Origin of the sequence: Collinsella aerofaciens (assembly GCF_040910265.1) — a bacterium.
Lineage (GTDB): Bacteria > Actinomycetota > Coriobacteriia > Coriobacteriales > Coriobacteriaceae > Collinsella > Collinsella aerofaciens_BK.
In genome coordinates this window covers 1-19,765 of sequence record NZ_JBDGAW010000003.1, presented here as the reverse complement: position 1 = coordinate 19,765, position 19,765 = coordinate 1, and the positions used below count along the sequence as shown (strand labels likewise).

General features: G+C 58.9%; 18 protein-coding genes. 13 read left to right on the top strand and 5 right to left on the bottom strand.

The features are described from left to right. Positions 1–175: 175 nt before the first annotated feature. On the top strand, positions 176–2,872 hold the full coding sequence (locus AB5Z14_RS02370) for a valine--tRNA ligase (protein ID WP_368130120.1): 2,697 nt from the start codon (positions 176–178) through the stop codon (positions 2,870–2,872). Positions 2,873–3,118: 246 nt separating this feature from the next. After that, the gene (locus tag AB5Z14_RS02365) at positions 3,119–4,462 is read left to right on the top strand and encodes a bifunctional folylpolyglutamate synthase/dihydrofolate synthase (RefSeq protein WP_368130119.1); all 1,344 of its coding nucleotides are present in this window, start codon (positions 3,119–3,121) and stop codon (positions 4,460–4,462) included. Positions 4,463–4,813: 351 nt separating this feature from the next. Here the strand turns inward: AB5Z14_RS02365 and AB5Z14_RS02360 are convergent, their stop codons facing one another. The 5 genes from AB5Z14_RS02360 to AB5Z14_RS02340 all read right to left on the bottom strand — a co-directional run bounded on the left by AB5Z14_RS02360 (position 4,814) and on the right by AB5Z14_RS02340 (position 10,068). Next, positions 4,814–5,902 (bottom strand): M24 family metallopeptidase, encoded by a 1,089-nt coding sequence (locus tag AB5Z14_RS02360; protein WP_368130118.1) that lies wholly within the window; start codon positions 5,900–5,902, stop codon positions 4,814–4,816. Between the two features lie 188 nt (positions 5,903–6,090). Next, entirely contained in the window at positions 6,091–6,489 is a 399-nt protein-coding gene (locus AB5Z14_RS02355) for a DUF1667 domain-containing protein (protein WP_368130117.1), read from the bottom strand. A 3-nt stretch (positions 6,490–6,492) separates the two neighbouring features. Next, a complete protein-coding gene (locus AB5Z14_RS02350) occupies positions 6,493–7,872 on the bottom strand; it encodes an NAD(P)/FAD-dependent oxidoreductase (protein WP_368130116.1) in 1,380 nt (459 codons plus the stop codon). A gap of 1 nt (position 7,873) precedes the next feature. Continuing rightward, positions 7,874–9,328 carry an NAD(P)/FAD-dependent oxidoreductase gene (locus AB5Z14_RS02345; protein WP_368130115.1) on the bottom strand — a complete coding sequence of 485 codons (1,455 nt, stop codon included), beginning with the start codon at positions 9,326–9,328 and terminating at the stop codon, positions 7,874–7,876. Positions 9,329–9,873: 545 nt separating this feature from the next. Then, positions 9,874–10,068, bottom strand: coding sequence for a helix-turn-helix domain-containing protein (locus AB5Z14_RS02340; protein ID WP_368130194.1), 195 nt, complete (start codon positions 10,066–10,068; stop codon positions 9,874–9,876). Between the two features lie 171 nt (positions 10,069–10,239). Here AB5Z14_RS02340 and AB5Z14_RS02335 point away from each other — a divergent pair, with 171 nt between their 5' ends. The 11 genes from AB5Z14_RS02335 to AB5Z14_RS02285 form a co-directional block, all read left to right on the top strand. After that, positions 10,240–10,623: a helix-turn-helix transcriptional regulator gene (locus AB5Z14_RS02335; RefSeq protein WP_368130114.1), complete on the top strand. Its 384-nt coding sequence runs from the start codon at positions 10,240–10,242 to the stop codon at positions 10,621–10,623. A 25-nt stretch (positions 10,624–10,648) separates the two neighbouring features. After that, positions 10,649–11,257: a hypothetical protein gene (locus AB5Z14_RS02330; protein ID WP_368130113.1), complete on the top strand. Its 609-nt coding sequence runs from the start codon at positions 10,649–10,651 to the stop codon at positions 11,255–11,257. An 89-nt stretch (positions 11,258–11,346) separates the two neighbouring features. Then, entirely contained in the window at positions 11,347–11,685 is a 339-nt protein-coding gene (locus AB5Z14_RS02325; RefSeq protein WP_347492224.1) for a hypothetical protein, read from the top strand. Continuing rightward, positions 11,682–12,716, top strand: a complete 1,035-nt coding sequence (locus AB5Z14_RS02320) for a type II TA system antitoxin MqsA family protein (RefSeq protein ID WP_368130112.1) — start codon at positions 11,682–11,684, stop codon at positions 12,714–12,716. Before AB5Z14_RS02325 ends, AB5Z14_RS02320 begins: the two co-directional genes overlap by 4 nt. A 205-nt stretch (positions 12,717–12,921) precedes the next feature. Then, positions 12,922–13,440, top strand: coding sequence for a hypothetical protein (locus tag AB5Z14_RS02315; RefSeq protein WP_368130111.1), 519 nt, complete (start codon positions 12,922–12,924; stop codon positions 13,438–13,440). 295 nt (positions 13,441–13,735) lie between these two features. Further along, positions 13,736–14,167, top strand: a complete 432-nt coding sequence (locus tag AB5Z14_RS02310; RefSeq protein WP_055251579.1) for a double zinc ribbon domain-containing protein — start codon at positions 13,736–13,738, stop codon at positions 14,165–14,167. Positions 14,168–14,393: 226 nt separating this feature from the next. Beyond that, a complete protein-coding gene (gene thrS, locus AB5Z14_RS02305; protein WP_368130110.1) occupies positions 14,394–16,157 on the top strand; it encodes a threonine--tRNA ligase in 1,764 nt (587 codons plus the stop codon). 326 nt (positions 16,158–16,483) lie between these two features. Further along, a complete protein-coding gene (locus AB5Z14_RS02300; RefSeq protein WP_368130109.1) occupies positions 16,484–17,074 on the top strand; it encodes a hypothetical protein in 591 nt (196 codons plus the stop codon). An 84-nt stretch (positions 17,075–17,158) separates the two neighbouring features. After that, entirely contained in the window at positions 17,159–17,908 is a 750-nt protein-coding gene (locus AB5Z14_RS02295) for a sugar transferase (protein ID WP_368130108.1), read from the top strand. Next, on the top strand, positions 17,909–19,012 hold the full coding sequence (locus tag AB5Z14_RS02290) for a glycosyltransferase family 1 protein (protein WP_368130107.1): 1,104 nt from the start codon (positions 17,909–17,911) through the stop codon (positions 19,010–19,012). A gap of 9 nt (positions 19,013–19,021) precedes the next feature. After that, positions 19,022–19,765 (top strand): polysaccharide pyruvyl transferase family protein (locus tag AB5Z14_RS02285; protein WP_368130106.1); only part of this gene is annotated, 744 nt, incomplete at its 3' end.

The following is a 19,765-nucleotide window of genomic DNA, read 5'->3' as shown; positions in this document are numbered from 1 at the left end:
ATCCGCGGTCGGAGGCTATTTTATATATACGCAATAACCCCAACTACCTGTGTTATTCTGTGTGTTTGTTTAAGCCTCAGCGAAGTCATATCAGACTGAAGTAATCGATACCTAAGGGGAGGAATGCAGACCCTAGCGGGCCTACATTCCTCCCCGGCGGGACAGGGAGAGATATATGGAAGAAATGCCCAAGAACTACGATCCGTCGACCAACGAGCCGGCGATCCTGCAGAAGTGGCTTGACGGCGGCTACTACAAGCGCCGTGAGGGCGTGGGCGACTGCACCGTCACCATTCCGCCTCCCAACGTGACCGGCAAGCTCCACATGGGTCACGCTACCGACGACTCCATCCAGGACGCCATCGTCCGTATGGCCCGCATGCGCGGCAAGTCCACGCGCTGGGTGCTGGGCACCGACCACGCCGGTATCGCCACGCAGACCAAGGTCGACAAGAAGCTCAAGAGCGAGGGCATCAGTCGCCTGGAGATCGGTCGCGACAAGTTTGTCGACGCCTGCTGGGACTGGACCCACGAGTACGGCGGCATCATCGTCGAGCAGATCAAGCGCATGGGCTGCTCCGTCGACTTCGATAACGAGCGTTTTACCATGGACGAGGACTACGCGCAGGCCGTGCGCAAGGTCTTCTGCGACTGGTACCACGACGGTCTGATTTACCGCGGCAAGCGCATCGTCAACTGGTGCCCCAACTGCACTACCGCTATCTCGGACGACGAGGCCGAGTATAAGGACGAGAAGGGCCACCTGTGGCACCTGCGCTACCCGCTGACCGAGCCGGTCAACGGCCAGGACTACATCGTCGTCGCCACCACGCGCCCCGAGACCATGCTCGGCGACACGGGCGTTGCCGTCTCCCCGAAGGATCCCGAGAAGGCCGCCTTTGTGGGTAAGACCGTCATGCTGCCGATCGTCAACCGCGAGATCCCCATCTTCTCCGACTACCACGTTGACGCCAACTTCGGTTCCGGCTTTGTCAAGGTCACCCCGGCTCACGACCCCAACGACTACGCCATGGGTCAGGCCCACGACCTGCCGCAGATCAACATTTTCGACGAGCACGCGGTGGTCGTCGAGGGCTATGGCGAGTTCACTGGCATGAACCGCGACGAGTGCCGCGAAGCCGTTATCAAGTGGTTCGAGGAGCACGATCTGCTCGACCACGTCGAAGAGCTCGACCACTCCGTCATGCACTGCTACCGTTGCGACTCCGCCCTGGAGCCGTGGCTGTCCGAGCAGTGGTTTGTGGCCGTCGACAAGCTCAAGGGGCCGGCGCTTGACGCCGTCAACTCCGGCAAGGTCACCTTCCACCCCGCGCGCTGGACGCAGACCTACACCACCTGGATGGAGAACCTCAAGGACTGGTGCATTAGCCGCCAGCTGTGGTGGGGCCACCGCATCCCCGTGTTCTACTGCGAGGACTGCGGCTGGGAGGACGCCCTGACCGAGGACACCGACGTGTGCCCCAAGTGCGGCGGTCATCACGTGCATCAGGACGAGAACGTGCTGGATACCTGGTTCAGCTCACAGCTGTGGACCTTTGCCACGCAGGGCTGGCCGCAAAAGCCCGAGCTGCTCGAGGGCCATCACCCCACGACGGCGCTCGTCACCGCGCGCGACATCATCGCGCTGTGGGTCGCCCGCATGGTCATGAGCTCGCTGTACTTCCTGGACGAGGTTCCGTTTAAGGACGTCGTCATCTACCCGACGATCCTTGCCAAGGACGGCAGCCGCATGTCCAAGTCCAAGGGCAACGGTGTTGACCCCATGGACCTCATTGGCATGTACGGCGCCGACGCCATGCGCTATAACCTGCTCACGCTGTGCACCAACAACCAGGACGTCAAATTTGATGCGAACATCGACAAGAAGACCAAGAAGCTTATCGACAGCCCGCGTACCGACCAGGCCAAGTCGTTTGTGACCAAGATCTGGAATGCCAGCCGCTTCCTGCTCATGAACATGGAGGGCTATACGCCAGGTGAGCCCGTCGTGGAGACGCCGGCCGACGCCTGGATGTTCAGCCGCCTTGCCAAGGCCGTCAAGATGGTCACCGAGGGTATCGAGCAGTACACCTTTGGCGACATGGCCCGCGGCGTGCAGCAGTTCTTCTGGAACGAGGTCTGCGACTGGTACGTCGAGGTCACCAAGGCCCGCCTGAAGGGCGAGGGCCGTCTACAGGCTCAGCGCAACCTGATCTTTGTGCTCGATACCTCCATTCGCCTGATGCACCCGCTCATGCCGTTCGTTACCGAGGAGATTTGGGACAACATGCCGGCGAGCGTGCTCGATCTGGACGCCGAGGGCAACGTGGACCGCGCCGAGGCGCTCATGATCGCCAAGTGGCCCGAGCCCGCCGACTACGCCAAGTATGTCGACGAGGACGCCGAGCGCGCATTTGAGCTGTGCCGTACCGTCGTGTCTGCCGCCCGCGCCACGCGTTCGCGTTATCGCTTGAGCCCCAAGGCTGAGCTCGACGTGGTCGTGCGCGCCGGTGCCGAGGACATCGAGAAGCTCGAGAGCCTGCGCTCGACCATCGAGCCACTGGCCAACACCGCCTCGCTGGTCATGGGTACCGACGTCGAGAAGCCGGCCGCGAGCATTGCCGTGGTCGATAGCGGCGTCGAGGTCTTTGTGGTGCTCGAGGGCAAGGTTGACCTTTCGGCCGAGAAGGCACGCCTGGAGAAGGAGATCGCCGCGGCCCAGAAGGAGCTTGCCGGCTGCGAGAAGACGCTCGCCAACGAGGGCTTTGTGGCCAAGGCCGCGCCCGCGGTGGTCCAGAAGAAGAGGGACCGTGCGGCTGAGCTCAAGGAGATCCTTGCGGCGCTGACTGCTCAGGTTGCTGACTTCTCGTAAGGTTTACTCGGGGGCGCGTCCCGATGCTTTGCTCTCCGCTGCGGACACCTATTCCGCCGTTCTAACGAACGGCGGCTGACTCGACGCTGCAAACGCCTCTGATGGCCAATCTGCCGTTCAACTTCGGGCGCATGGGCATAAGCCCTATGCGCCCTTGTTTCACGGCACCTTGGCTCATCAGAGGCGTTTTCGCTGACTATCCTCAACCTATACTGTTTTATTTTTCTATGAATGGCGGTTCTAAAAATGCCTAAGCGTTCTGGCTTGTATACCGTTCCTTTTGAGTTTGATTTGCTTTCGTTTGATGAGGCTGTTGGGCTGGCTGCTGATACGGGGCGGATTTCTGGGGATGCTGGTCCTTTGCTCGAGACGGTTGTCGATATGCTTGATGAGCTTGGGCGTCCGGACGAGTATTTCGATTGCATTCAGGTTGCCGGTACCAATGGCAAGACTTCGACCACGCGTTTTTCGGTTGCCATCCTTCGTGGTGAGGGGTTAAAGACCGCGCTGTATACGTCGCCGCAGCTGGTGCGCTATCCCGAGCGCATGGAGGTCGATGGGCGCGTCGTGAGCGATGAGGCCTTTGCCCGTGGCGTTTCCGCCGCTGTTGAGGCGGGACATCGCGTGAATGCCCGTCGTGTGGCGGCGGGGGAGCGCGCCTATACCATCACGCCGTTTGACCTTTTGACGGCTGCTGCACTTGTGGTGTTTGCCGAGGCTCGCGTGGATGTTGCCGTGCTTGAGGTTGGCATGGGCGGACGCTGGGACGCCACGAGTGCGACCGATCCCGTCGCCGTTGCCATTACGGGCATTGGGCTCGATCACACACGCATTTTGGGCGATACGCTCGAGGCCATTGCGGGGGAGAAGGCTGCGGTTATTAAGCCTGGACGCCTGGTTGTTTTGGGCGAGGGTACGCACGAGGCGAGCGTTCAGCGCGTGATGGATGCACGTTGTCGCGAGTGCGGCATAGTGCCGCTGGTGATGAACCATGCCACGACCAAGGTGCCGGCACATGTGGGCGACACGGTTGAGTTTAGCTGCACCACGCCGCGTGCGATCTATACGTCTAGCATGGTCAAGCCGGCGTATCAGCCGCAGAATGCCGCGTGCGCGATTATGCTGTGCGAGGGGTATCTGGGTCGCGAGCTCGATCATGACAAGCTCGATGCGTCGCTTATGGGCTGCCCCACGCCGGGTCGCTTTGATGTGCTGGGAACCGATCCGCTCAAGCTGATTGACGCCTGCCATAACCCTCAGAGCTGCGAGAACTTTGTGAGCGCGCTGGACGAGATCGATCCGTGCGTGGAGAACCGCCCCACGTTGCTGTGCGCCGCGCTGGCCGATAAGGACGTGGCGGGTATCGTCGACGTGCTGATCCCGGCCTTCCCACGCGTGGTCGTGACGCAGACCGATTCCGATCGTGCCTTGCCCGCGCAGGAGCTTGCCGCCCTGGTGGATGCCGACAAGCTTGCGGGCGTGTATCCGAGCGTACCCGAGGCCCTCGCTGCCTTCGATGCCGCGGGCGAGTCCTTCGTAGCCGCCGGCACCATCACCCTAGCCGGCGAAGTAGCGGGCTTGCTCCGTTAACCCATCCCCTCATCAGTTGCGGTGATATACGGACTGTTTTTCAAGCCAGAAGCCTCAAACAGTCCGTATATCACCGCAACTCAAAAGCAGTCAATTTGGGACGGGGCTTTTTTGGCTGCCCTGCGCCCCGAGTTGACTCGCTTGCCACGAAATGGGCCTATCTACTATGTTTTAGCGAATACCCCCGACCACACCGAGAATCGCAAAATGAAAACCGCAGGTAGACGGCTTGCGGGTTTTGCGAAAACCCAGTTATGGTCGACCCATGCGGGTTAAACGTAGTAGATAGCCCGTTTTCGTGGCGCGACGTTAGCGGAATGTGTCAACGGGACTGTCCCTTTGCCACATTTGCTAGTCTAGGCGGACTGGGTCGTGGGGGTAGGCGTTGAGAATCTCGACGCCGGACTTGGTAACTAGGGCCAAGTCCTCGATGCGGACGCCGGTGCGGCCGGGGAGATAGATGCCCGGTTCGATGGAGAACGTCATGCCCGGCTCCACGACCTGCTCGTTGACCAGCGAGACGTCGCCCGGCTCGTGGTCCTGCAGACCGATCGAGTGGCCCAGGCGATGCGTAAAGTATTTGCCGTAGCCCGCGTCTTCAATCACATCGCGTGCGGCGCGGTCCAGGTCGCACATGCGCACGCCCGGTTCGATGAGAGCCTCGACGGCCTCGTTGGCGCGGCGTACGATGTCGTAGACGTGCGCGGTCTCCTCGTCCGGCTCGCCCCAAAAGAACGTGCGTGTCATGTCCGAGCAGTAGTTGCGATGGCGTCCGCCAATGTCGAACAGCACCACGTCGCCATGCTTGAGCACGGTATCGTCGGGTTCGTGATGCGGGTCGCCGGCGTTGGCGCCAAAGCTCACGATTGGAGGAAAGCTAAAGCCCTCGCAGCCGTGCTTGCGGTACAGGCCGAGCATTTGGTCGGCGATTTCGCGCTCCGTCACGCCCTCGTGGACGAGTTTGATCGCGTCGGCCATCACGGCGTCGTTGGCTGCCGAGGACACGCGCATGAGCTCCTGCTCGGCGGCGTCTTTGTAGGTGCGCGCGGCGGTGACGGCAAAGTCGCCCAGGAAAAACTCACTTGCGGCGTGGCGCTCCATAAGCGGCATCAAAAAACCGGAGCGCATGACGGTGTCGATGCCGAGCGGTTTGGTCGGATCGATCTCACTCGCGATGGCGTCGGCCACGACGTCGGTATCGGTGTGGTAGGCGATGCGGGCATTGTCGTATTCCGGCAGCTGGTGTAGAGCGTTGACCAGGATCACGGGCTCGGCATTGCGCGCGAGCAGCACGCCGCTAAAACGCTCGAACATATCGGCATAGAAGCCGGTCAGGTAATAAATCGACCACGGGTCGTTTACAAGCAGCTGCGCGCCGGGGTGCTGAGCCTCGAGCGCATCGAGCACGCGCGCCACGCGCTGGTCATCGACATGTGCCATACATCGTCCTTTCGCTAGGTTGCCACCATGGTATCCCAAGCCCGGCACATGGGGACGTTCCTTTTATGCCGGCACCTTGGGACACTCCTTTGCATATCCCATGCGGCCCTCATAAGTTGCGGTGAATTACGGAGGAGGACCGGGTGGATGGCGGGGTAGCTAAAAGAGCTCCGTCCCCAATTAGCTGCTTAGGCTGGATCGATGTTCATGCTGGCGACTAGGTCAATGTTGGTGCCGAGAAGATCTTCCAGCACGACGTCGCCCATGCGGATGGGGGCGTCGACGACCAGGGCGCGGATGAGGTCCATGGCTTGGGCATGGATCGCCAGCGGGATGGCTTCGGCCGTGCGCACGGGGAGCAGGGCTTCGTCGCCGCCGGAGACGGCCACGGTGGTGGTGAGCACGCGCATGGGGCAGGTGAGCTCCTGATGTGCGAACTTATCGCCGCGCGGGCAGTTGTTGCCGGTTACGGAGCGCACTTCTACCACGGCGCCATTGGCGTCGCGCTCCACCTCTACGGTCAGAAGGCATTCGGATGGGCAGGTCGTACAGTTGAACTGCAGCGTTTCGGTCGCATTCGTGCTCATGAGCTATGCCTCCTCAATGGGATCGACGGACAAGACAATCTTGCTGGCACTCAGGTCGAGCGCTTGTTTGATGACCTTTGCCGGCAGTGGGAAGCTTTCCATAACGCTCGGCTTAAACGCGCGGACCTTGCCGGCGAACAGTTCTTCGTCGCCTGCCAGAATGCGCACGCGGGCGGCGTCGACTGGCCGGCGCACGCGGAAGTTCAGCTTGGTGAGCGCCACGGCCGTAATGCGTCCCGGCAGCGCGAATCCCGCAATGCCGGCAGGGGAGACCGTGAGCTCGCAGCCCGTGTCCTCGACCGCGTTCGTTTCGGCTCCGCCACCCAGCGCGTACGCCGCCGCAGCTGCGCCAGCCCTCTCGGACTCGGTTGTCACGTTGTCGGCCAGGTCGTGCACGTGCAGCACGTTGCCGCAGGCAAAGATGCCCGGCACGCCCGTCTGCAGGCGCTGGTCCACCACGGCGCCGCGTGTGCGCGGGTCAAGCTCTACGCCCGCGGCAACCGAAAGCTCGTTCTCGGGAATCAGGCCCACCGAAAGCAGCAACGTGTCGCACGGAACAATGTGCTCGGTCCCCGGAATGGGCGCCAGGTGCTCGTCGACTTGGCTCACCTCGACGGCTTCCACTCGGTCGTGCCCGATCACGCGCGTGACCGTGGTAGACAGATGCAGCGGAATGTCAAAGTCGTCCAGGCAGTTCTTCACATTGCGGCGCAGCCCGTTGGCGTACGGCATAAGCTCGTACACGCCCTCGACCGAAATCCCCTCGAGCGTGCAGCGACGTGCAATGATGAGCCCGATATCGCCCGAACCCAAAATGACGGCGCGCGAGCCGGGTTTGAGATTTTCGATATTGATGTATCGCTGCGCCAGGCCGGCCGTAAACACGCCGGCGGGTCGGCTGCCGGGAATCTTTATCTCGCTGCGGGTGCGCTCGCGGCACCCCATGGCAAGGACGACCGCATGCCCGGTGAGCTGCATCATGCCGGTAGGGCTCATGAGCGTGACGGTGCGGACCGCGGTGTCTTCCGCAGGCTCGCCTGAATCAATCCCAATCACCATGCTGTTCAGGAACAGCGCAATGTCGGTTGCGTGCACCTGGTCGATAAAGCGCTGCGCGTACTCGGGACCGGTGAGCTCCTGTTTAAAATGCGACAGGCCAAAGCCGGGGTGGATGCATTGGCGGAGGATGCCGCCCAGGTGCTGCTCGCGCTCCACGATGGCCACGCACGCTCCAGCCTTATGCGCGGCCAGCGCGGCCGCCATGCCGGCGGGGCCGCCGCCGATAACGACCACGTCAAAGACTTGCGTTTGTACGGGCGCTGCAGCTCCGACCTCTGCGGTTCCGGCCTCCGCGCGTCCGTTGCGCACATCGATCGTCGCCATTCTAGCGCACCCCCTTCAAAGGACCCTCGACCAGCCAGGAGCCGGCGTCCTCCAGTAATACCTCGCTGGGGTCACAGTCCAGCTCTCGGGCAAGAATCGCCACCACGCGGCTTTGACAGAAACCACTCTGGCACCGACCCATGCCGGCACGGCAGCGGCGCTTGACGCCCTCGACCGAAACCGCGCCCGGCTGGCGTCGGATCGCGGCCACAATCTCGGCCTCGGGAACCGTCTCGCAGCGGCAGACAATCTGGCCCCACGCGGGATCGGACTCAATGAGTTCTTCCTTGCGCGTAAGCGTCGCGCGATCAAAGTCGTCTGGCGCGCGGCGAATTGGGTTCCAGTCCGTCCGCTCGTGCAGCTCCACGCCCGCCTCACGCATCACATGCTCCATGCGCTCGGCAATGGCCGGCGTGCTCGCCACGCCCGGCGACTGAATGCCCGCCGCCTGGAACAGCCCCGGCACCACGGCCGACTGTCCAATAAAGAAGTCGTTCGTTTCCTGAATGACCGGACGCCCGCCGGCAAATGCGCGCACCACGCGGCGCGTATCCAGATCGGGCACCAGCTTGCGCGCGCCGCTCAGCAGCGCGTTCACATCGCTCGCATAGGTCTGCGTGTCGCTCGGTTCGCGCACGGCGGCCGTCGCGGTGATCACGGTGTTGCCGTGCACGGTGCCCGTCACGATAACGCCCTTCGACACCGGCGTCGGCACGGGGTAGAGCGGCATGAGCGTGCGCGGCTCCTTATCCAGCACCACGATGTTGCCCTGACGCCAGACCATCTGAAACTCCTCGGCGCCCGCCATATGCGAGATGTCGGCGGCGCCGTTGCCCGCGGCGTTGATCAGATAGCGGCAGCGCACGTTGCCAGCGGGGCACACCAGTGTAAAGCGCGCGTCGTCGTTCGAGCCCGCGACTTCAATCGCCTCCACCGACGCGGACCGCATAAACGTCACCCCGTTGGCCACGGCGTTCTCCAGTGCGGCGATGGCAACCTCAAACGGGTCGACAAACCCAGTCGAGGGGCACCACAGCGCGCACGTCGCCTTGGTACTGGCGCGCGGCTCTAATTCGTGGATGCGGTCGGGTCCGACGATCGACAGCTCGGGCACACCGTTGACATGGCCGTTGCTGCGCAGCTGCTCCAGCTGCGCACGGTCCTCGTCGTTAAAGCCCAACACCATCGACCCGGTGCGGCTGAACAGAAAGCCCAGCTCCTGGGCCCACGTACCGTACAGTTCACAGCCACGGGCGTTGACCTGCGCCTTTACGGTGCCTGGCGCCGGATCGTAGCCGGCGTGCACCAGGCCGCCGTTGGCCTTCGACGCGCCCAGCGCAATATCGTTAGCCGCCTCGACCACGCAAATGGACAGGTCAAACCGCGCGAGCTGCCGCGCGATGGCGCATCCGGTGATGCCCGCGCCGACAATCGCGATATCAAACGTTTCTGTCACAGTGCCTCCCAGACGAGTTGACAGGCTGTCAATAAGACTATCCTACGGTCTACACACCCCCAGCGCGGCGGCAATGCGGCGAACAGCCCCGCAATACCCGCCAACGTGAGGAGAGGGGGAGGCTCAACAAGGTAGACAACCTTGCCTGCCGGCTTTGATGTCGGAGGTTTGTCTCGTTCTGTAACAGTAAGCTGAGGATTTGGGTTCCAGTTGTTACAGATTGAGATTGAAGCCGGGGAGAGATTCTTCTGTCTCAATCTGTAACATCTGGGGGCTGTTTTGGGGTCTAGATGTTACAGTGCTGACCAGTAAGAACGACAAAATCGAACACACTGCTTACCTGCGGGTTTAAGTACGGCAACAACGGCACAAGCGCGTAAAAACGGGTTGGCACACGCACTTGGGATAATTTGGGGATACGAAAGCCACGCGGACGTGCACCCCAAATATCCGTGTTTATTAACACAAAGATCACCATGCCGCCCAGGGTCGTGATGTCGTCGGGCAGTTCGTAGCTCCTCCCAGTCATTCCTCTTCCTCCATCCCTATGCGGCCTCGTCCGTGTTCCAGGCCATCAGGTCGTTGCGCGGACAACCAGGAACCTGCGAGATAGCCAAGAGCTTGTCGGCTCCAGGAATGTAATCGCCACTTTCGTACTTCGCGAAAGTGCTGACGTTCACTCCGACCTTGGAAGCGACCTCAGCCTGAGAAAGGCCAGCTCGGGCGCGTGCGGCGCGGATATTCCCGCCAGCTCCTTACTGAAATCCATTCGTTCCTCCTTAGAGACGTTTTTCTGTCTGTCGAATTTCATTATGAATAGTTTTATGTCCCTGTTGATCAAATAAGCAACATTTTTTTGCGTAAAGACATTTTATGTTTACTATTCACTTAACGTAAAGAAAGGAGTGAGGATGAACCTTCGTCTAAGAGAGCGCCGAGAAGCCCTGGGGCTAAACCAAAAGGAGCTTGCACAAAAAGTCGGCAAGTCATTCCGAACTATTCAGTCTTGGGAGCGCGAGGAGAGCTATCCGAACGCAGAGCTCGTAGGCGCGCTCTGCGAAGTATTCAAAACCGACCCCAACGACCTGCTCGGATGGTACGAGGAGCATCCCGAGGGCAAGCCGACGGCGCCGGCAGGCGCGGAGGGCGAGCTGATCACTTGCTACCGGCAGAGCACCGAGAAGAGGCGCTCGAAGATCCTGGAGACGGCACGCGACCAGGCCGAGTTGTCCAAAGCTCAGGTTGCAGCGCCTGAAGGCGAAGGGCTGGAAGCGGATCAAGTAAGGTCCGCGTAGGCATTCAAAGGAACCACCTGCGAGAGTGGCAGATAACATGGGAATGTACGATTCAATCGACCGCCTGGTGGATTTGTGCGACGAGGTCATTGAGAGCGACCTGCCCGGTCTCAGGCAGAAGGTGGTGGCTAGGTACATGACGACATTCGGAAATATTATCGAGCGTGAGACCGGAACGAGGGTGACGGCCGTCGTCAACCCCGGCATGATCGACATCACGTCCATCGAGACGATCCGCGACCTGTTGCTCGACTACAGGGACCGCATGGAGTACGAGTACATGATGGCCAAGGCGACCTCCGACCAATTCGAGTCAACCGAGACGGCCACCGTCGAGGCAACCGTCGCGGTCGACTTCAACCAGACGATCAAGCGGATATCGAGCAGCCAGGGCCTGTCGCCCGAGGACCTCGCCGTGAAACTAGCCCTCGCCGACCTGCGGTTCGCCGCCGAGGAAAAGACGAGGGAGGCTTCGCCGGGAAGGCAAAGGACACGCTCGACCTCGCATCCAAGGGCGCGGGGCTCGTCCCCACATTCGCCAGCGCCATCGGCACGCTTGCAAAGCTGTTCGGTGCCTAGGCAGGCTGCCACGAATCGAATCGTTGGCAAACTCAAGGCTTTATCTGTCATTTGACTAGGCGCAAGAGGTCGAATCCACAGAATCACCTCGATTTCTTCACCATCATTGTAACTAATTGATTACACTTCTTGCTAAGGAGAGGGATGGACAACATAGGGCTCTTCCTTCATTTTATGAAGGAAATCGTGGACAAGAACAACTTCATCCTCGTGGAACGCGAGGCAAGTCTGGAGTTCATGGCGGGCATGGGAATCACCATGGACGAGCTCAAAAGCGTGATCTTATCGCTCACGCCAAGAGATTGTTTTGATGGACCCGAGGCGGACCGCGACTCGCGATACCCGGGATGGATAGTTGCCGAATTCTCACCCAAGGCATTCGGCAAGACGCTGTACCTAAAGATGTCCATAAAACGCAAGGCCGAGCGATGCAAATGCCTCTCTGTAAAGTTGTACCGGGATAGATCGGAGGTCCCGAGATGAGCGAGATGAAGAGCACTTTCAGCACCTATTGCATTGAATGCGACCAGGAAGTCGAGGCACGCGTAGAGCGTCGTACCGAGACGATGCGCATCAGAAAACAGGATATTACGTATGAGGCCACGGTCGCGGTATGCCCCGTCTGTGGAGCGGTTATTGCGGACGCACGCATAGAAAGCGAGAACCTCGCAGCCGCCTATGCCGCCTATCGCGCCGCCAATCACTTACTTTCCCCCGAGGAAATCAAGGCCGTCCGTGAACACTACGGCCTGTCGTTGAGAGATTTCAGCCGCTTCCTTGGCTTCGGTGAGCAAACTGTGGCTCGATATGAGTCTGGCGCGCTGCAGGACGAGGCTCACGATGGAATGATCAGGCTGGCAGCAAGCCCCGCTGGCGCCCTGTCACTTTTAAACGTAAAGAGAGACCAACTGTCTGAGAAGATCATCAGCGCCGTCGAAAACTTTGTCGACTCCCAGGCTCCGAATCGCTTCAGCACTTTAGATTTTAGCTGGCCGCCACTTGAGGCATACTCGCCGTCGAGGACGAACGGATACCGACCGTTCGACTGGTCGCGCGTGTGTGGCGCCGTTGTCATTCTTGCCCACCGCTGCAAGAGGCTCTATAAGACCAAACTGCAGAAGGCCATGTTCTTCCTCGACTACTACTGCTACGGCATGACGAGCACCTCCCTCACGGGAATCGAATACGCACATGCCGACTATGGCCCCGTCATAAACGATAAGGACACTTTGCTCTATGCCCTGCAGCAACAGGGCAAGATAGAGCTTGTCCCCAACGGCTGGGGCGAAATCGTAAAACCACTCGTCGAACCAGAGGAAACGTTTGACGAAAAGGAACTCGAGTATATCGATCTTGTAGCCAGATTCGTCGACACGTTTGACACCGCAAGCGAGATATCAGAGTTCTCCCATGAGCTATCGGCATGGAAGGAAACGGGGAGCGGCAAGGTCATCGACTATCCAAAATATGCAGCGGAGGTCGTAGACGCTGTTGACACCAGGATGGCAGTCTAAAGGACCTCTGAAGGAACAGGGCAGGTCCCAGCAAAAGGCCAGTTATTGCAGATGACGCAACAACTGTTCCAGACATAAAGAAACCCCACCGCGCACGGCTGGAACCTTGGCGCGGTGGGGTGACAACAAGGATGCCGGAGCAACATGGAGATAGCTCCGGGCAACCTAGGGACATTGTATGACACGCAGGCAGAGGCGCCGCGCGTTGGGCTCAATCACCGAGGCCAAGCGTGGCAAGAAATGCATCCTCCGATGGCAGGAGAACACGCCATGCGGACGCAAACGTAAGACCAAGACGGTATACGGCACCTACCGCGAGGCATGCACCGAGCTCGATCGCATCCACGTCGAGCGTGCCAACGACAATCCCGTGCCTACCATCGCACAGGCGTACGGCACATGGCTCGAACCGAGTATGGAGGCGCTGGTGGCCGCCGGCACGCTCGCGCCGAACACCCGCAACCTCGTCACAAGGTCGTGGGCGAACTACGTCGGCCCCACATGCGGCACGATGCCGGTCGACCAGCTGCGCCCCGTGCATCTGCAGGAATGGCTCCTGACCCTGTCGGCGGCAACGGCGGACACTGCCGGTTGTCCGTACATCTCGATCTGTAACAGTTGGCAGGTTATTTGGGTCCTTACTGTTACAGATCAAGATGTAGGTTGGGGAAAAATCCTTCTGTTGCGGGGGAGAGATTCTTCCGTCTCGATCTGTAACAGTTAGCTGATGATTTGGGTTCTAGATGTTACAGATCGAGACAAACCTTCCGGCGGATTTTGAATGTCTTGATTTGTAACAGTAAGAGGGGTTTTGCGGCCCAAGATGTTACAGATCGAGATTGAAGTCGGGGAGGGACCCCTGTGTCTCGATCTGTAACACCTAGACCCGGATTCCGCTCCCACTTGTTACAGATTGAGATGTTTGTGTCCGCGTCAGCCCCGTATCCAGCCGTGGTCCCATATAAACAAACCCCGTGGTAAACTTGAGCGAGCTGTAAATATTCCGAAAGGTACCCGTAATGTCCAAGTACATCTCCGAGCTCATGTCGCCGCAGCTTATGGGCGTCGTCTATGCCTTCGTTGGCTTTATCATCGCCCTGTATGTGCTGTCGGTCGTCTATGTGTTCATCGACGCTCGCCGCCGCGGCGCCAGCGCCTACGTGGCATGGGGCATCATCGCCCTCATCCCGTTTGTGGGCCTCATTGCCTACCTGGTCCTGCGTCCGCACTCCTATGCGTCCGACCGCGAGGAGCAGGAGCTGGACATGGCCCTGCGCGAGCGCCAGCTTGCCCAGTACGGCACCTGCCCGCAGTGCGGCGCGCCCATCGAGAAGGACTTCGTCGTCTGCCCGGTGTGCGATACCCAGGTTCGCAACGTGTGTCCCAGCTGCCATCGCCCGCTCGATGCGCACTGGAAGGTCTGCCCCTACTGCCGAACTCGCATCCAGTAACGCATCCATCGCCGGGCCGGCCGCAAGCCACGGGCGCCTCACGCGCCACAAGCCACACGCGCAACCCGCCCCACACGATGAAGCATGCGTAGAAAATCGCCCGCCGTGCCATTAAGGTGCGGCGGGCGCTTGTATACCAAGGCAACCTGCCTATAATGATGCAAGTTAAAACGCCGAGCGCATCGCACGCACTTGCATCAGGCATCCGAGAGGAGAAAACATACCCATGAAGGCACTCTACAATGACGGTTCGGTGGCCGAGCTCCCGCAGGACGAGGTCACGCACGTCATCCGTCACTCCGCCGCGCACATCATGGCGCAGGCCATCAAGCGCCTGTACCCCCAGGCCGACTTTGCCTATGGCCCCGCGACCGACAACGGCTTCTACTACGACGTTGACCTGCCCGAGGGCGTCAAGATCAGCGAGGACGACTTCCCCGCGATCGAGGCCGAGATGAAGAAGATCGTCAAGGAGAACCTCAAGTTCTCCGTGTACGAGAAGCCCCGCGCCGAGGCCATCGCCCTTATGGAGGAGCGCGGCGAGAAGTACAAGGTCGAGCACATCGGCGACCTGGACGACGACGCCCGTATCACCTTCTACCAGCAGGGCGACTACATCGACATGTGCGTCGGCCCCCACATCTGCTACACCAAGGCGCTCAAGGCCTTTAAGCTCACCGGTGTCTCGGGCGCCTACTGGAAGGGCGACAAGGACAACAAGATGCTCACCCGCATCAACGGCGTCGCCTTTGCCACCAAGGAAGAGCTCGACGAGCACATGCACATGCTGGAGGAGGCCAAGAAGCGCGACCACCGCAAGATCGGCCGCGAGATGGACCTCTTTATGATGCGCGACGAGGCCCCTGGCTTCCCGTTCTTCCTGCCCAACGGCATGATCCTTAAGAACACGCTGCTGGACTACTGGCGCGAGATTCACCACAAGGCCGGCTACGTGGAGATCTCCACGCCGCTCATCATGAACAAGCAGCTGTGGAAGACCAGTGGCCACTGGGATCACTACAAGGACAACATGTATTCCACCGTCATCGACGACGAAGAGTACTGCATTAAGCCCATGAACTGCCCGGGCGGCGTGCTGGTGTACGCCTCCAAGCCGCATTCCTACCGCGAGCTGCCCATCCGAGCCGGCGAGATTGGCCTGGTGCACCGCCACGAGCTGCGCGGCGCCCTGCACGGCCTGTTCCGCGTGCGCTGCTTTAACCAGGACGACGCCCACCTGTTTGTGCGTCCCGACCAGCTGACCGACGAGATCGTGGGCGTGGTCAACCTCATCGATTCCGTGTACCAAAAGTTTGGCTTTAAGTACCACGTTGAGCTTTCCACTCGCCCCGAGGACTCCATGGGCTCCGACGAGGACTGGGCGCGCGCCGAGGAGGGCCTGCGCACCGCTCTGGAGAAGCTGGGCATGGACTACGAGGTTAACGAGGGCGACGGCGCCTTCTACGGCCCCAAGATCGACTTCCACCTGGAGGACTCGCTCGGCCGTACCTGGCAGTGCGGTACCGTCCAGCTCGACTTCCAGATGCCGTTCAACTTTGACCTGGAGTACGTGGACGCCGACGGCACCAAGAAGCGCCCCATCATGCTGCATCGCGTGTGCTTTGGCTCCATCGAGCGCTTCATCGGTATTCTGATTGAGCACTTTGCGGGCAAGTTCCCCACCTGGCTGGCTCCCGTGCAGGTCAAGGCCCTGCCCGTGTCCGAGAAGAGCCGCGACTACGCCCACGAGGTGTGCGCCAAGCTGGAGGAGGCCGGCATTCGCGTTGTCTGCGACGACCGCGACGAGAAGATCGGTTACAAGATCCGCGAGGCCCGCAGCATCGACCGCGTGCCCTACATGCTCATCTTGGGCGAAAAGGAGGTCGAGGCCGGCAACATCTCCGTCCGCGATCGCTCCAACGAGACCGTTCAGATGAGCGTTGACGAGTTTGTTGCTAAGGTGCTCGAGGAGATCAAGACCCGCGCCTAACGTAAACTTCACAACAATTAATAAAGGCGACCGTCCACAAAGGGCGGTCGCCTTTTTTCATGCCCAAACAAGAAAAGCCGCTGGTTGAGCGGCTTTTTTTGTTGCACAAAAAGGTACAGGTTTTTGTATCTTTCAGCAGATGACATTATACGAGCAATTAATCAGCGTTTTCCCAGATTACGCAAAATGTACTGCCAGTAGGTGCATCTCCATACCCCTCTACAAAAACCTGTACTTTTGCGACTGCGCCTAGCTGCGAGCGAGAAGCCTGTTCTAAACGCTCCTGCATTTGCGTACATCGCAAAGCCAAAAGAGGGGGCGAGAACATGGAACAGACGGCACGGCGCCAAGAGCAGCTGCCGGGCGCTTTTAACGGCGCTACATCCAACAGCCAGCATGGCCGCGTCCGCTGGTATCTGGTCCACACCCCCAATGGAAAAGAGCGCGAGACCTGCGAAAAGGTTCGTCGCATTATCCCGCACAACCTGATGCAGGACGCTTTTGTGATGCAAAAGGAGTTCTGGTTTAAGCGGGATGGCGCCTGGTCGCTCCAAACCAAACCTATGTACAAGGAATATTTCTTCGTCGCCACGCACGATGCCGCTGCGCTCGATAGGGCCCTGGCCCAGTTGAGCTTTGGCTGTCGCATCGCCGGCAGTAGGGAGCGGGCGTACATGCCCATGCCGGACGATGCGCAGGATTGGTACCGCAGCGTGCTCGACGACGACGGCGTGGTGCGCAACAGCGTCGCCCGCATAGAAGACGGCGTGTTGCACATAGAGCAGGGGCCCTTGATGGGGCAAGAGGCCCGCGTAAAGAAAGTCGACCGTCATAAACGCTGGTGCCTGGTAGACGTGGGCGAGGGTGACTCCACATTTAGGGAGCTGCTACCGCTTGACGTTCCTAGCAAAACGTAAGGGAGACGTTGCACCAGCTATTCGTTTGCATTTTTGATTTTACCGATTGGGGGATCCCTAGGGAACGGGGATGTATTTTTGACTGTGGCTGCTAAAGAAGTAACAAAGAGCTGTGCGCCTGCGGGGGCGGCACTGATTGCCCAGGCCATGGACCGGCGCGAGGGCGCCGGCCGTTACAAGGCCATGCAATCCATCATGGACTGGGACCGCTCGCGCTTGGCATATAGGGCAGTGAAGCGCGCATTCGACATCGTGTTCAGCGGTGCCGTGCTCGTCGTCATCGCTGTGCCCAGCCTGGTGCTGGCCGCGGCCATCCGACTGGAGAGCGAGGGCAGCCCCTTCTATAGTCAGATCCGCGTTGGCCGCACCCGTCCCGACGGTAGTTTGACTACCTTCCGCATGTGGAAGTTCCGCTCCATGTACAAGGACGCCGACGAGCGCCTCGCCGAGCTCAGGGAGCAGAACGAGATCGCCGGCGCCATGTTCAAGATGAAGAATGACCCGCGTGTCACCAAGATTGGAAAGTTCATCCGCAAGCACTCCATCGACGAGTTCCCGCAGTTCCTGAACGTGTTCATGGGTCAGATGTCCGTCGTCGGCCCGCGCCCGCCGCTGCCCAACGAGGTCGCGGAGTATACCGAGTACGACCTGCAGCGCTTGGCTGTGAAGCCGGGCATTACCGGCTGGTGGCAGGTGACTGACCGCAACGATACCGACTTCGACGGCATGGTCCGCCGTGATTTGGAGTACATCGCCAAGCGCGGCCCCATCACGGACTTGAAGATTGTTCTCCTCACGGTCGTTGAGGTCTTTACCGGTGGAGGTGCTTGCTAAATGACTGAACCGGTTAGGGTGGCTCAGGTTGTTGGCAAGATGGTTGGTGGCGGCGTCGAAGCTGTCGTTATGAATTACTATCGTCACATCGATCGCGGTAAAGTGCAGTTTGACTTTCTTGTTGATTCCGATTCGACGCTTGTTCCCCGTGACGAGATCGAATCGCTCGGTGGCAGGGTCTTTGAGATACCGCCCTATCAGCATGTAGCTGAATACCAGCGAGAGCTTCAGCGTCTCTTTAAGCAAGAGGGCTGGAAGATTGTCCATAGTCACATCAACGCGCTTTCGGTCTTTCCTCTTCGTGCTGCGAAGAAGGCGGGTGTCCCCGTGCGTATCGCCCATAGCCACTCTACGAGTGGTAGGGGTGAGTATGCCAAGAATGCCCTGAAGGCCGTGCTGAAAACGCAATCAAACCGGTATCCGACTCACCGTTTTGCATGTAGTAAATTCGCTGGTGAATGGTTATTTGGATCGAGTTCTCAATTTGTAGTCATGCGTAATGCTGTCGACTTGTCTGTTTTCGCGCCAGATGATGAGGATCGCCTAAGGACGCGGCGATCGCTTGGTGTTGCTGATGGACAGCTTCTAATTGGGCACATTGGTCGTTTTACAGAGCAGAAGAATCACTCATATTTGCTTAATATATTCGATCAGGTTTTAAAGATTCGTAATGATGCAGTTTTAGTTTTGGTTGGTTCTGGTCCGTTGGTTGAAAAGATAAAGGACCAAGCTGATTGTCTGGGGATTAGCCATTCTGTTCGGTTTTTGGGCACTAGAAGCGACGCAGCATCTTTATATCGAGCATTTGATGTTTTCTGCCTGCCGAGCCTGTATGAAGGCCTCCCAATGGTCGGAGTTGAATGCCAGGCATCGCATACACCCATTCTTGCGTCTGATACCGTTACCTCTGAGACCGCTGTTACATCCATGATGCAATTTGAATCACTTTCTAGCTCCTGTATAAAGTGGGCCGAAAGACTTATTGAGTTGAGCACAGAGGTCTTCGCGCCTGGCGACGATGCCGGTTTGCAGGTATTTGAAATTAATGCTGCGGCCAGAGTGTTATTGGATTGTTATATGACCTATTTAGGTTCTGTTGATTAAGGGGATAGCTTGACTATTACATGTTCTAAGCGAGTCGCAGTCGCGTCGTGTCATGACAAAATCAACTTTGGCAGCGTTCTTCAGGCGTACGCGACCCAGCGTGCCCTTGAGGAGCTGGGAGTTGAAGTCAATACTATTGATAAACGTGGCCTGGGTCATGCTATTTCTGAAGGACGCAATGATTACTATCTTGAGCATCTATTTGATGTAGATCTTTATCGTGCAAAGCTGGGTTTTGTAAAGCATCGCATCAAGCAGAAGCTTGATGCTGACTTTGGAAAGAAAATGGCAAAGAGGAAAAGTGCATTTTCATCTTTCGAGTCAACACATTTTAGTTTTACTCCTCAAGCCGCTTCGTTTGAAGAACTTGGGGCGCTTGTGGCTGATTATGACAGCGTTGTTGTTGGCAGCGATCAGCTTTGGCTGCCTGTTAACATTGCTGGTAGGTACTTTACACTATCTTTCGTGCAGCCTCCTGTCCGCAAGGTGTCTTATTCCACTAGTTTTGGAGTATCTTCCCTTTCTGAAAAATATCTTCGTAAAACAAAAGATTTTCTTTCCGATTTTTCGGCCATTTCTGTTCGCGAGGATACGGGAGCGGATTTGGTAGAGAAAGCTACGGGCGTCCGATGCTCTGTTGTATGCGACCCTACGATGCTGCTAGCTAGAGATCAGTGGGCAAGCCTTGCTTGTTCCTCTTCGATTGACGTTCCTGACGAGCCCTATGTTTTCTGCTATTTCATGGGTAAGAAT

Excerpts from the sequence above, each read along its gene's own strand:
- AB5Z14_RS02320 (WP_368130112.1), top strand. The coding sequence starts at position 11,682 with ATGAGCGAGATGAAGAGCACTTTCAGCACCTATTGCATTGAATGCGAC.
- AB5Z14_RS02360 (WP_368130118.1), bottom strand. The coding sequence starts at position 5,902 with ATGGCACATGTCGATGACCAGCGCGTGGCGCGCGTGCTCGATGCGCTC.
- AB5Z14_RS02365 (WP_368130119.1), top strand. The coding sequence starts at position 3,119 with ATGCCTAAGCGTTCTGGCTTGTATACCGTTCCTTTTGAGTTTGATTTG.
- AB5Z14_RS02325 (WP_347492224.1), top strand. The coding sequence starts at position 11,347 with ATGGACAACATAGGGCTCTTCCTTCATTTTATGAAGGAAATCGTGGAC.
- AB5Z14_RS02310 (WP_055251579.1), top strand. The coding sequence starts at position 13,736 with ATGTCCAAGTACATCTCCGAGCTCATGTCGCCGCAGCTTATGGGCGTC.
- AB5Z14_RS02350 (WP_368130116.1), bottom strand. The coding sequence starts at position 7,872 with ATGGCGACGATCGATGTGCGCAACGGACGCGCGGAGGCCGGAACCGCA.
- thrS (WP_368130110.1), top strand. The coding sequence starts at position 14,394 with ATGAAGGCACTCTACAATGACGGTTCGGTGGCCGAGCTCCCGCAGGAC.
- AB5Z14_RS02355 (WP_368130117.1), bottom strand. The coding sequence starts at position 6,489 with ATGAGCACGAATGCGACCGAAACGCTGCAGTTCAACTGTACGACCTGC.
- AB5Z14_RS02300 (WP_368130109.1), top strand. The coding sequence starts at position 16,484 with ATGGAACAGACGGCACGGCGCCAAGAGCAGCTGCCGGGCGCTTTTAAC.
- AB5Z14_RS02290 (WP_368130107.1), top strand. The coding sequence starts at position 17,909 with ATGACTGAACCGGTTAGGGTGGCTCAGGTTGTTGGCAAGATGGTTGGT.
- AB5Z14_RS02335 (WP_368130114.1), top strand. The coding sequence starts at position 10,240 with ATGAACCTTCGTCTAAGAGAGCGCCGAGAAGCCCTGGGGCTAAACCAA.
- AB5Z14_RS02370 (WP_368130120.1), top strand. The coding sequence starts at position 176 with ATGGAAGAAATGCCCAAGAACTACGATCCGTCGACCAACGAGCCGGCG.